Source organism: Chitinophaga dinghuensis (assembly GCF_003259435.1).
GTDB lineage: Bacteria > Bacteroidota > Bacteroidia > Chitinophagales > Chitinophagaceae > Chitinophaga > Chitinophaga dinghuensis.
The window spans coordinates 223,646-237,189 of record NZ_QLMA01000002.1 but is presented as its reverse complement, the minus strand read 5'-3'; the positions used below and the strand labels follow the sequence as shown (position 1 = coordinate 237,189).

Here is a 13,544-nt window from a genome sequence, read left to right as displayed (position 1 = left end):
ACGGCATTTTTTTATTCCTATAATGTTACATGAAGCGTAGCATTATCATTTATCGTATATGCTTTAACGTTAGTATCTGTAGTTACAGTCACCAATAACTTACCTGCACTTTTTCTGTTCACCATCAGATCGAATTTTTTGCCGAAAGCATGTATGTTTTTAATTGACATTCGATTCCATTTAGCTGGGAGTCGTGGCGTACAATCAAAACTATTCAATCCTGTAGGACGCATACCGAACATACCTTCTGTGAATATCCGGCAATAGAGGCCACTTTCGGCAGACAAATGACGTTGATTTCCTTCAGGGTAGGCTTCTACCGGGTATGGCACGTGTTCGCCGAGGAGTCGGCGGTTGGAATAATAGTCCAGGAATTTCAATGCTTTTTCCGTTTCTCCTGCGGCCAGTACTCCACGCAGCGCATAGAGCGTTGATCTGTCCCAGAAGGTGCGGTCGCCGGATTGAGAAGCTACCCCATCTTCTGTCCATAATTTAGGAGAAAACAGTGCAGCAATGGTACCTTCTTTTCTATCCATGATACCTGTCACCAAAGGAGTGGCAATCCATGCGCGAAGGACAGTATTCTCTGCATAGTAGCGATAGGTATTATAGCCTTCAATATTTGCTCCGAAGTACTTATCAATATTATTCTTCAGGGTGACTGCTCTGGATTTGTAGTCTGCCAGTTGTTTCGCAGGAACATGTAATTGTTGTCCTAACATGGATGCAGAACACAGCGCATCATAGTAGAGCGCGCTGGTATTGAGATTTGCTTTACCTGCCGGGAATCTGCCTTCCAGTTCATCGCTGTCGGAGAAGACGACGCCGTCCTGGTTAACATTTTTTTGAAGGTACTCCAGGCACCATTCGATGAGTGGCCATAGCACACGCGCTGAATCCGCGTCTCCCTGGGCCATGGCAAATCTGCTTGCGCCATATGCAATCATCGCCATGTCGCCTCTGTCGCGGCGCCCATGCCAGATACCATCCCCTTCTGCCACAATAGAACTGGGAATTGGGTTGAAGGCAGGATTCATATAGGATGCAAACCAACGATAGCTGTTCATCGCTGATTTAGCGCCGATATCATCTCCGAGAAATCCGAAAAACGGATTTACATATTCCGCCTGGTCATTTGCCCAGATGGCTGCGTAGTAACGAAGTCCGCCAGGGCCATGCATATATCCACCTTTTGTAAGATAGATGCTTTCCGTAGCACGGAGTTTAGCAAAGTGAAAAGCTGTATTCAGTAAAGTATCTGGCGTTTCCAGTTGCATCAGGTCTTCAATGCCCGCAATCCTGCTCCGGCGCGCTTTTTCCTCCGCAGTAAGATCTGCTTGAATGGGTTTTTCTTGTTTTCGTATAGCCTGATACGTTATATACACAACAGCAGAATCGCCTGGTTGTAATGTTTTCAAACCAGCGCCATTCGTATTCATTACGAAGTGCAGCGGTCCGTCGGAAGTTTTTTCCAGGGAGGGATTACGGTTTAGCTCCATTCCTTCCATTTCTACTGTAGTAGCGGTTTTCCGATTATTGACAAACACCATCTTTTCTATCAGCAATGGTTTATCTACAGAAGGGAAAAAGGAATGTTTCAGCAGCAGGCTACCGTCTTTATCGGTGAAAGCGCTTACCAGTGTGGTGATGCCATCATGGGTGATATATTGGACTTTTTCCGGAATGGATGTCGTAGGGGCGCCAAAAATGATATCTTCTCTCCAGGGTTTATTATTTATCAAAACGCGGGGCAGGTCCTTATCTCCGATGGTATACATCATGGAAGCATGGGTATTATTGGGGATCAGGCGGAAAGTTGGGAAGACGAGGGTTCTGTTGAGTACACTGGCTCCGTTGGTATCTACACCGTATCTCAGCCAGAGGGCTGATTTCAGGCCAGCCATTTCAATATGATCTTCGTGGGGAAGTCGCTGGTCAATGGTCCATCGGATGCTGCCAGGGCCGTTTATGGCCCATCTGTTTGCATTTTCGGCTGTATTTAACGTCTGTGCATACACGTAATTATGCAGCAGCATTGTACAACAAAACAGCCGTGTCAGTAGTTTCATAAAGAGTAGAATTTTAGCGGGGAGTAAATTATAGGATCGTAGGCAGAAATTATAATATTTGGGATAAACATTAGATGAAAGCGTTATAAACCAAGGGTTTCGTATCTTCATAACTGCTAAACACGGCATCAAGTGCAACAGCTTTATACCTTTCTTTACGGAATAGACTGGCATCCATATATGAAGTTAGGGAGCACCTTACTGGTGACGCTAACGTTGGTGGGTGTTGTTTTTACCATCTTGCTGGAAAACAGGAATCCAGTAAAAGCCATAGCCTATATACTCCTGCTGGTTTTTGTTCCTATTCTTGGTTTAATCATTTACTACTATCTTGGGCGTGATTTCCGAAAAAAGCGTCGTTTTACGCTGAAAGGCAGCAGGGATGAGATTCTTTTTGAAAACTACATGCAATCGCAGCGAGCGGAATTGAAACAAATGCAGCTGGATTTGCGGCTTTCACATGGACAGAAACAGGAATTGTCCGCTATGCTGCTGAATTCCAGACAATCTATTCTCACACGCAACAATGAGGTAAAAGTATTGGTGAATGGAGAAGAGAAATTTCCGGAGGTATTCAATGCGCTGAGAGATGCCAAACATCATATCCACATAGAATACTACATCGTTGCAGATGATGATATTGGCAACGAATTACTGCAAATCTTAGTAGAGAAGCTGCGGCAGGGCGTACAGGTGCGTTTTATCTATGATGATCTGGGAAGCAATCATATTCGCAAGATCCCGAAAATACTGAAGGAACATGGCGCAGAGGTGTATGTGTTCTCACCGGTACTGATTAATTTCTATCTGAATGCAAACTATCGTAACCACAGAAAAATCATAGTAGTAGACGGACAAATAGGGTTTGCCGGCGGTATCAATCTGGATGATCGTTATCTGAATAATGGGAAACACAAACTGTTCTGGAGAGATACGCATCTCAAAATTACTGGCGATGCTGTAAACATACTACAGCTGCAGTTTCTGATGAGTTATCGTTATGTCAGTAAGAAGGTTTTTCGTTTTGAATCCCCGTATTTTCAGCGTTCTCAATTGCGTGGTACCTGCTTTACTGATATCATAGCCAGTGCGCCGGATTCCGACTGGCCAATGGCGATGAATTGCATGGTAATGGCGATTAATTTAGCGCAGCATAGGATCAGGATCACTAATCCTTATTTTATTCCTACCGATCAGATATTATCCGCACTGCAGTTGGCAGCACTTGCCGGCAAGGAAGTAGAATTACTGCTACCATACAGAGGAGATTCATTCATTGTGCAACACGCAGCATTATCTTATATGAAACCCTTGCTGGAAGCAGGCGTTAAGGTGTATTTCTATACGCGTGGGTTTATTCATGCCAAGACAATGGTGATCGATGATAATCTCTCCTGGATTAGTTCTGTGAATCTGGATAACAGAAGTTTTTATCTCAATTGTGAGATCGCTGCGATGGTATATGATGAAGAAGTAGCGGCCCGACTGAACCGTGTCTTCGATGAAGATTTATTGTATTCCTCTCCTGTTCAGGAAACGCGCTGGAACAGAAGAAATCCTTTAAAACGCTTTATGGACAGTGCTTGCAGGCTGTTGGCGCCATTACTCTAAACGGTCGCTATCAGTACTTTTCTTCTTCAAATTCATCATCATCTTCAATCAGGTCATCATTGGTTTCTTCCAGGTCTTCATGCCGGTCGCCCCCAATGCTGTAGATATTATTTTCTTCATCCTCGCTCCCAATGCGTTCGTCGTCATCATCCAGGTCTGATCCTGGAACATCGAGGTCATCTCCTACTTTATCTTGTTTCCAGTTTTCTTCTTGTTCATCGCTTTTGGAGGGACTTTTAGATTTTTTGGAAGGTAGTTCGCTATTATGCCTGAAGGATCTGGTAATATCGTCCATATCCAGATCTACTTCATTTTCCCTATTGCCGCCATTCATGATATCTTCACTGGAAGGATATACGGGATAGCCAGGAAATTCTTCTTCTTTTTTCTTCTTTCCTTTTGGTTTATCGTCCTGATTACCGGGGTTTATTTTCTTAGCCATGTCATTGTTTTTTAGAACATTATAAAATGGTGCGGAATTGTTATCTGTATAAATAACAACCAGGTGGAAATGTTTGTTTAGCGTCTGTTATTTATCGTGTGTCAAGCAGTTTTTCTTCAATTAATTGTTATTAAACAGCCGTAATAATAAAATGTAATGATCATGCTGTAATAACTTATTTTACTGGTATTTGGGCTGATGTATTTTTTTCGTATATGCATTTACGTTATACACAATTTTATTAGGAAAACTAGTTCATTTTTGATCTGAAATTGTGATAATGATAATTTCCAGGCAGGCATAGCCGTATAGTTTATTTTTTAGAGAGATGGCCGGCCTGATGATCTACGTTTTTTACATGGGGAATGGTCAGCGGGTATTACGAATGTTCATCATTGGGTGAAAGTATGATTTCTCGATACTTAGTGATGGGAATTGGGGAGATCAAAAAATCGTTCTGGTAATAATTGGCATTTTAGTGGGGGCATTTTTGGGGATTTTGTTTCGGTAGACACGTTTGCCTTTTACGGAGGGCCCTTTTCTGAGCAAAACCACAAAACCTCTCAGATTTTGCATTTTTAGCCCTTTTAAGCCCCTACACCTTGTTTTGAACATAAGTATTCAACCCAAAAGCGATCCTTAAAATTTACCGGGTTTCTGAAGGTCGATTTTCGGTGATTTTTGGGATTTTTTTATGGGAATGGCATAAAAAAAGCAACCTGGTTAGGTTGCTTTTTCAAATTTTTGTTGGGAGGATTATCTACCCATATATACCATCAGGATTTGTACATCGCTTGGATTCACTCCGCTGATACGGCTGGCTTGTCCTAATGTACGCGGACGGATTTTATTAAATTTCTGTTTGGCTTCTGCGGAGAGGGAAACCAGTTTACTATAATCGAAGGAATCTGGGATTACCAGGTCTTCGAGTTGACTCATTCTTTGAACGAGTTCATTTTCTTTTTCGATGTACACATCGTACTTCACCTGAATTTCTGCTTGCTCCAGTGTTTCGTTATCGAAGCCTTCGAGTGCTTTTCCAATTTTAGGTACTCCGTTTTTCATGGAGAAGATATCCAATCCTGGGCGGAGGAGTATTTGATGTGCTTTTTGTTTTTGTGTTAAAGGAGCCGAAGATTTTGCGTTTAACAGGTCGCTGATTTCAGCTGGTTCTATAGAGAGATCTTTCAGGATTGATTTGATCTTTTCTACGCCATCTTTTTTCTGCTGTACTCTGGTCATTCTTTCTTCGGAGGCCAAGCCCATTTTGTAGCTTCTTTCTGTGAGTCGGAGGTCCGCATTATCCTGACGGAGCAGGGTACGGAATTCGGCTCTTGAAGTGAACATACGATAAGGTTCTTCTGTACCTTTATTGATCAGATCATCGATGAGTACACCGATGTAGGCTTCACTTCTTTTCAATACAAAAGGATCTTGTTCGGTTGCTTTCAGGTGAGCATTGATACCTGCCATGAGTCCTTGACATGCCGCTTCTTCGTATCCGGTAGTACCGTTGATTTGTCCTGCGAAGAAGAGGTTCTGAACATGTTTAGTTTCCAGGGAGAACTGCAATTGGGTAGGTGGGAAATAATCGTACTCAATCGCATATCCTGGACGGAACATGCGGCAGTTTTCGAAGCCTGGTACCATGCGCAGCGCTTTCATTTGAACGTCTTCGGGCAGGGAGGTAGAGAATCCATTTACATAGATTTCCACGGTATCCCAACCTTCTGGTTCCACAAACAGTTGGTGTCTTTCTCTTTCAGCGAAGCGATTGATTTTATCTTCAATACTTGGGCAGTAACGAGGGCCTGTTCCCTGGATTCTACCTTGGAACATAGGTGATCTGTCGAATCCTGTCCGGAGTATTTCGTGAACGGCTTCGCTGGTATAAGTGATCCAGCAGCTACGTTGTTGGGCTGGTTGAATTCTTGGGATATCCAGGTAGGAGAAGCCAACGATTTCGTCGTCACCTTTTTGCTCTTCCATTTTGGAATAGTCAAGGCTACGACCATCTATTCTTGGAGGGGTACCTGTTTTCAAACGGTCGCTTTCGAAACCGAGGGAAACGAGTTGTTCGGTGATACCGGTTGCTGCAGTTTCAGCCACGCGTCCACCACCGAATTGTTTTTCTCCAATATGAATAACTCCATTGAGGAAAGTACCGTTGGTAAGTACCACAGCTTTCGCCTGGATTTCATGTCCGAGTCCGGTAATAACACCATGACATCTGCCATCTTTAACGAGCAGACCTTTCACCATATCCTGGTAGAAATCGACATTGGGTGTTTTTTCCAAAGCCTCTCTCCATTTTGCAGCGAAGAGCATGCGGTCATTCTGTGTTCTTGGGCTCCACATAGCGGGTCCTTTGGAACGGTTCAGCATGCGGAACTGAATCATGGATTGGTCCGTAATAATACCGGAGTACCCACCCAATGCATCAATTTCGCGCACGATCTGTCCTTTAGCTATACCACCCATAGCAGGGTTACAGCTCATCTGAGCGATCGTCTGCATGTTCATTGTAACAAGCAGCACTTTCGAGCCCATATTGGCAGCAGCGGCAGCAGCTTCGCAACCCGCGTGCCCTGCACCTACAACTATTATATCGTATGAAGGAAACATATTAAAATTGAAAGTGCAAAATTACATAGAAGTAGGGAGAATGTTTCTATAAAGTATAATGTTCCACGTGGAACATTGATTTTCTACTTTGAGATGATAATTCTTCAAAACGGAGCTAAATGAAAAGCCCCGATTTTATCCAACCACCTATATGGAAGGCTCATAAATCAGGTACCGGATAATGCCAATATTCCAGCAAAAGGATATAGGGAGACACATACCACTCTGGTTAACTCATCCGATCTTAGCTCAGAAAACAAACCTTCATTTGGAGAGTCAAAGCAAGGGATAATTCCATTCCAAGCTCCCCAGTCGGAAAACATGCTCATCCACTTGATGGCTTAGGTAAGATAAACCACCCATACAGGAACTTCTTTCATTTAGCAGCACATCATCAATTGAGAACATGAAGCAGAAGGACCACACCAATCGTATTCCTAGAAGGTGAGATCATAGTCATCATCGCCTCAAATCATCATTAAGGATATATCAAGTTGCTCTTCTCTCCTTTTATACAGACAGCAAGCATAAGGTGGAGGCAAACTATCTTCATTCGAAATTAAACTAGGGTAATGTACTTCATTAGGGTAATGGTTCGTTCTCATATGGAGATAACCACTTCCAGTATCCGTCCCTACAGAAATATCGAAAATGAAATAAAATGGGAGACAAATTCCTCCTTATAAACCAGATGGCAAAGTACCGATTGGGGCGAAAATGTCTGTAATGCCTTTCCCAGGAAATCATTATTTTTTGCTCCCTGAAGGAAATAAATATCTACATCCTCCTATCCACTAGGATACCCAAGTTTTAAATATAGGAGACAATATCAAAACCTCATTATCCCATTTCAAATCATCAACAGGAACTTTTCAAAAGCAGAAATATATAGAGGAGGCGACATACTTTAGGAAAAACCCTCAGGGAATTCAGACAAGAGGAATAGGTTTAAAACTCATAATATGCTGTTGAGGAAGTGATCATTCCTATGATTTTATTTCAGAAAAAGCTGTCTCCAAAAAGAACTTAAGGAAGCACAAGCTTTATATAACATCGATACACTTCCTATAAAGCGATATGCTCCATTCTTCTTAGCCTCCATGGTATTAATAAAACAACCAATCCGATGCGGATAAATGAATCTCCATTGTCATCTCAAGGCGTTCAGGTATATAAGTCTGCCGAATCTTCCCTTGACTATTTATGCAATCCTCAGCAATTGCTTCCTGTTCCTAAATACCCTAACTTTCTGTGATAAACCTATTTCTCACTTTAGTACATATGCCATATGAAACATTTTATTTTGAGTAGTATTCTTTTAATATGCATGTTTACTGTTGCTGCTCAGAAAACGTCCCCAGCATTTCAGCTGAAGCAATTAAGTTGGCTGGAAGGAAAATGGACCCGGACGAATACCAAACCAGGAAGATCTGGCTATGAAGAATGGAAGAAGATTACTCCTTTATCCTGGAAAGGCCAGGGTATCACCTTGAAAGGTACCGATACTGCTTTTGTGGAACAATTGGCTTTAGAGGTAAAGAAAGATACTTTATACTATGTGGCAGTAGTCGCTGAAAATAATGGACCTGTATATTTCAGAATAACAGAAGTAAATGCAAATGGATTTATCTGCGAAAATTCAACCCATGATTTTCCCAAAAAGATAGTTTACTGGAGAAATGGGAATGTATTAAGAGTAATTACCTCCGATGAGAAAAAGTCGATCGGCTTTCTCTTCCAAAAACAAGAAAAGCAATAAAAATGGGAAAAAAGCGCTTGCTGCCACGGAACATGTATCTTAGAATAGAAAAACACTATCTTTAGGCGATTTAAGCGCCTCTACCACTCCTTGAACACAAGTACTCAGTTAGCAAACGATCGTCGAAATTTACCGGGTTTCTGAAGGTCGATTTTAGGTCATTTTGACCCGTTTTTTATAAAATATATCTTATCCAGGAATTTTTTTACAATAGAGAGATCTGATTCTACTAAACAAAAAGAGGACGGCTGTCCTCTTTTTTTGTTCGAATGTTCCACGTGGAACATAATGGTATAGTCCGTTAAAAATGTTCCACGTGAAACATTTATTTTTTGAAATAGAGATGTAGATTCTCTTCTTCTTTTTCTCTCATTAATGCTTCTTCCTTTTTCGTTTTATCCTTGAATCCGCAAAGATGTAATGCTCCATGGAAAATAACGCGGTGAAGCTCATGTTCTACAGATACGCCGAATTGTTTCGCATTCTCCTTCACTCTATCCAGGCTCACGTAAATCTCTCCTTCAGTTATAGCCGGATCGTCGGACATTTCAAAAGTAACGATATCGGTATAGGTATCATGATTCAGGTATTGTTGATTAATCTGCAACAGATATTCATCCGTACAGAAGATATAATGAAGTCCTGATAAACCTTGTCCTTCTCTTTTAAATAAATCAGTCAGAAATTTCTTAAGTGCAGTTCTGTTCTTCAGTCCAAGACTAACTTCATGGGCTGTAAATTGTATTGCCATAACCCTCAATTAAATTCATGTAAAAGTAAAGTGAAAAATTGTGACTCTTAATGTTTCTTTTTGCATATTGGGACTTCGGGGCTAACTTTGCTTATCGTCCAATGCAAGTATACCCACATGCCGAAACAAAGTTTAAACGGACCAATTAGTAGATAATGAAAAATGGCATTATTAAATTGTCCTCACTTGCTACAGGTAAAAGTGCAGTGATAATAGAATTTGAAAAAGATGATCTTCATATTAAACTGATGGAAATGGGTTGCGTACCTGGTGAAACAGTTAAGATTGAAAAGGTCGCACCACTCGGAGATCCGATTTCTATCATGGTAGCTGGTTATAACTTATCGCTCCGAAAAACAGAAGCTGATCATATTTGGGTAGAGGAAATTTAATCCTCTACCTTTTTTTATGCTTGTTTCCCCGCAAAATGCTCCTTTGAGCTCATTATCTATCTTCCCTCTGCAGATAAATAGAAACTACGTCTCCTGCCCACTATTTCGTGGCTCCGCATATATCTTCCCAGGTAGATCAAAAAAAATTTGAAAAAAAGCCATATCCAGGATGTGTAGAGATGAAAAATTTCTGAAAAATCTGGATGTATACCCAGTATTGATGTCACGGAACATTTGAAGCACACAAAAAGAGAATTATAACTGATCTCTCCCCTGCTGTGTACATGATTTACATGGTCAAAAGAAAATTTTAAAAATTTTGAAGGAAATCCTTGAGGATAAAAGAGCTACTCACATCTAAGATGGAAAAAGTTTCAAATTATAGCCAGTATCCTCCTATCATTTCATTTAATCCACATTATTTCAAAAAATTTTTTGAAAATAAGAGAGAATTCTTGACTTCGGAGGGCTTATTCACATTTGAGAATAGAAAAAAGTAAAATTTTAGATGAGATCTCTCTTAATTCGACTCTTATTCACATTCTACAACAAAAAAATTTTAAAAAATCAATGAGAATCCTTGACTAGAGCGGCTTTATTCACACATAAGTACAGAAAAAAGAAAAATTTTAGATTACATCTACACCATTCATCCGCTTATTCACATTTTACATCGAAAAATTTTTGAAAAATCAGTGAGAACCCTTGACAACAGGGGCTTTATCCACATTTAAGTACAGAAAAAAGAAAATTTTCAGATCGCATCTCCACAATTCACCTCCTTATTCACATTCTGCATCAAAAAATTTGGAAAAATCAGTGAGAACCCTTGACTAGAGCGACCTTATTCACATTCAAGTACAGAAAAAAGAAAAATTTTAGATCACATCTCCACAATTCACCCGTTTATTCACATTCTGCATCAAAAAATTTTGAAAAATCAGTGAGAACCCTTGACTAGAGCGGCTTTATTCACATTCAAGTGCAGAAAAAAGAAAATTTTTAGATCACATCTCCACAATTCACCTGTTTATTCACATTCTGCATCAAAATATTTTTAAAAAATCGGTGAGAACCCTTGACTAGAGCGACTTTATTCACATTTAAGTGCAGAAAAAGAAAATTTTTAGATCACATCTCCACAATTCACTTGTTTATTCACATTCTGCATCAAAAAATTTTGAAAAATCAGCGAAAATCCTTGACTAGAGCGGCTTTATCCACATCTAAGGACAGAAAAAAGTAAAATTTTAGATCACATCTCCACAATTCACCCGTTTATTCACATTCTACAGTAAAAAAATCTAAAAATTTAGCTGAAACCCTTGACTACAGGCACTTTATTCACATCTAAGTGAACAAACAACATAAATTCAAAAAAAAATTTTTGAAAAAGGGGACATTTTCCACATTTGGTGTCAAAATCTTCTGAAAATCCTTCCAAAATCAATATACAGTGGGAGTTTATGCACATAAATAGAAGTAAAAACAAAAAATTTTGAAAAAATATGTGGATATCACACTATTATCCACAAATTCAATGGTAAAAAGAGAGAAATTATATTTCAAATAAGAGCAATAGGCTGCAATTATTCACATTTCATATAGAAAAGAAGAAAAAATTTTAAAAAACTGAGAATAAGCATGACTTTTTCCACATTATACGCCCAAAAGCACTGAAATAATCCCACCAACACTATATTCCACAAGGTTTTCCACATATTTCCTCCCACTAAGGCCTATTTCAATCTTTTTCCAAACTTCTAATAAGTCGCCTGAGAATAAAGTCATCCAAAGTTTGCAAGGGTAACCACAGTTTATTAACCTTCATTGCATTCTCAGCGGCTTACCCAAAGCGACCTACATTAGCTCTCATTTCACTCACCGATCCTATTTTATATATGCAATTGTCAGCGCCTTCATTGTGCGCTGACAATCGCATCAATTTCTCCAATTACAAGCATAGCCATCCTCAAAAATCCATTCAATTCTCAGCGCCTTCCCAAAGCCGTGAGAATTGAATGAAAAAATTGATTCCCACCATAACATAGGTCTGACTATATTCTCAAAGCACAACCTATGCGCTGAGAATTGCATAAAATTTCAAAACCTGGACTATGCACACGATTTCAAAAAATATTCAATTCTCAAAGCCTTCATTTTTCATTTTCACCTCTCTTTCAAATTCCGGGATTAATAGGTCTCGATAACTATTTCCAAGTAATCCACAGATATCCACATATCTGTGAATAACCATTTTTCAAACGAAGGACTTGACAATGAAAAATTTATGAAAACATAAGGGGTATGCCGGGAAAAAATAGAATAGTAAAATGTCAGGTCCCTTTCTCAGAACCTGATGAGAATGGGGAGAACGAACTAATTCATGCAGAGGATCAAAATAATCTTAAAATTTCAATTCTCACAGCTCTAATAGGGCGCTGACAATTCAATAAAATATTTTTTGCCGTGCAAACCCAATGGTCAAAATGAATATTCAATTCTCAGCGCCTTCATTTTTTGATTTTGAAACGTATTTTGATGTGGATTGTGAACAACTATGTGCAGATGTATAGTTTTATGTGAAGTGGCTGGGGAAACAAAAAATATAAGTTTGTGGATATAGGTCTATAACTAATTGATTTTTAATAAATTTTTGTACTAAAAAAAGAAGTCCGTGTAATGTGATTACACGGACTCTCAAAAATGTGAATTAGGTGGATAACTGTCTTACAATCCTGCAGCCGCACTAATTGCTAACATTCTTTCAATAGGTTTTAATGCCGCTACACGCAATTTTTCTTCCATGGTGATTTCAGGTTGCTCATATTCCATACACAGGTAAAGTTTTTCCAATGTGTTCAGTTTCATATGTGGACAATCATTGCAAGCACAAGCATTATTTGGAGGAGCAGGTATGAAAGTTTTAGCTGGATTCTCTTTTTGCATCTGGTGCAAAATTCCAGTTTCAGTCACTACGATATATTCTTCCGCACTGTCTCGTTGTGTGAATTTCAGGAGCGCAGTAGTGGAACCGATGTAGTCCGCCACTTCCAGGACAGCAGGTTCACACTCCGGATGAGCCACTATCTTGGCTTTCGGGTGACGAACCTTCAATTTCATGATCTTTTCCAGAGAAAATATCTCATGAACCATGCAGGCGCCGTTCCACAAAACCATGTCTCTACCCGTTTTTTTGATCAAATAAGCGCCTAAATTCCTGTCGGGGGCAAAAATGATCGGCTGGTCCTTGGGAACGCTTTCGATGATTTTCTCGGCGTTTGAGGAGGTACAGATGATATCGGAAAGGGCTTTGATACCCGCAGAACAGTTGATGTAAGAAATCACGATATGATCCGGATACTTGTCTCTGAACTTCTTAAACAGCTCTGGTGGCGCACTGTCGGCCAAAGAACAACCTGCTTTCAGATCCGGCAGGAGTACTTTTTTCTGTGGACTCAGAATTTTTGCGGTTTCGGCCATGAAATGCACACCGGCAAAAACGATGATGTCTGCATCTGTTTTGGCAGCCTGTTGAGAAAGTCCGAGACTATCCCCAATATAATCCGCTATGTCCTGAATGTCCGGCTCCTGATAATAGTGCGCAAGTACAATTGCATTTTTGCGTTTTTTCAAATCTTCAATTGCAGCAAACAAATCCAAAGCAGGATCCACCGGTATATCCAAAAATCCGTTGTGTTGCAAATTTTTTTTTGCGGCGGCAATTTCCATAATCATGACTATATATCTATTTAAATATTTAAAAAGAAAAGCCCACTACTATTAGGGCTGTGAATATGTGGAAATTAAATTTTTCAGCTTGATACAAATGTAGTTGTTATTCCTTTTGTCTTCATTATCCACATCAAAATTAACACCCTGTTTCCGCTTCTGT

8 protein-coding genes are annotated in these 13,544 nt (G+C 39.9%); 3 read left to right on the top strand and 5 right to left on the bottom strand.

Going from position 1 to position 13,544, the window contains the following annotated elements; translation table 11 throughout:
• Positions 1 to 17 precede the first annotated feature (17 nt).
• Positions 18 to 2,069: a glucosidase family protein gene (locus CLV59_RS06165; RefSeq protein WP_211323753.1), complete on the bottom strand. Its 2,052-nt coding sequence runs from the start codon at positions 2,067 to 2,069 to the stop codon at positions 18 to 20.
• Positions 2,070 to 2,201: 132 nt separating this feature from the next.
• Here CLV59_RS06165 and cls point away from each other — a divergent pair, with 132 nt between their 5' ends.
• Positions 2,202 to 3,680: a cardiolipin synthase gene (gene cls, locus CLV59_RS06160; RefSeq protein WP_146616137.1), complete on the top strand. Its 1,479-nt coding sequence runs from the start codon at positions 2,202 to 2,204 to the stop codon at positions 3,678 to 3,680.
• A gap of 10 nt (positions 3,681 to 3,690) precedes the next feature.
• Here cls and CLV59_RS06155 read toward each other — a convergent pair whose 3' ends face one another.
• Together CLV59_RS06155 and mnmG are read right to left on the bottom strand one after the other, a co-directional pair.
• Positions 3,691 to 4,122, bottom strand: a complete 432-nt coding sequence (locus tag CLV59_RS06155; protein ID WP_111591142.1) for a hypothetical protein — start codon at positions 4,120 to 4,122, stop codon at positions 3,691 to 3,693.
• A gap of 756 nt (positions 4,123 to 4,878) precedes the next feature.
• A complete protein-coding gene (mnmG, locus tag CLV59_RS06150; RefSeq protein WP_111591141.1) occupies positions 4,879 to 6,747 on the bottom strand; it encodes a tRNA uridine-5-carboxymethylaminomethyl(34) synthesis enzyme MnmG in 1,869 nt (622 codons plus the stop codon).
• Positions 6,748 to 8,035: 1,288 nt separating this feature from the next.
• On the opposite strand from mnmG, the gene CLV59_RS06145 reads away from it, so the two are divergent.
• Positions 8,036 to 8,506 (top strand): DUF6265 family protein, encoded by a 471-nt coding sequence (locus CLV59_RS06145; protein WP_146616136.1) that lies wholly within the window; start codon positions 8,036 to 8,038, stop codon positions 8,504 to 8,506.
• A 325-nt stretch (positions 8,507 to 8,831) separates the two neighbouring features.
• On the opposite strand, the gene ybeY is transcribed toward CLV59_RS06145, so the two are convergent.
• On the bottom strand, positions 8,832 to 9,257 hold the full coding sequence (ybeY, locus tag CLV59_RS06140) for an rRNA maturation RNase YbeY (protein WP_111591139.1): 426 nt from the start codon (positions 9,255 to 9,257) through the stop codon (positions 8,832 to 8,834).
• 155 nt (positions 9,258 to 9,412) lie between these two features.
• Between ybeY and CLV59_RS06135 the strand changes: the two genes are divergently transcribed.
• A complete protein-coding gene (locus CLV59_RS06135; protein WP_111591138.1) occupies positions 9,413 to 9,649 on the top strand; it encodes a FeoA family protein in 237 nt (78 codons plus the stop codon).
• Between the two features lie 2,730 nt (positions 9,650 to 12,379).
• Here CLV59_RS06135 and nadA read toward each other — a convergent pair.
• Positions 12,380 to 13,381 carry a quinolinate synthase NadA gene (gene nadA, locus CLV59_RS06130; protein ID WP_111591679.1) on the bottom strand — a complete coding sequence of 334 codons (1,002 nt, stop codon included), beginning with the start codon at positions 13,379 to 13,381 and terminating at the stop codon, positions 12,380 to 12,382.
• Positions 13,382 to 13,544: the final 163 nt, after the last annotated feature.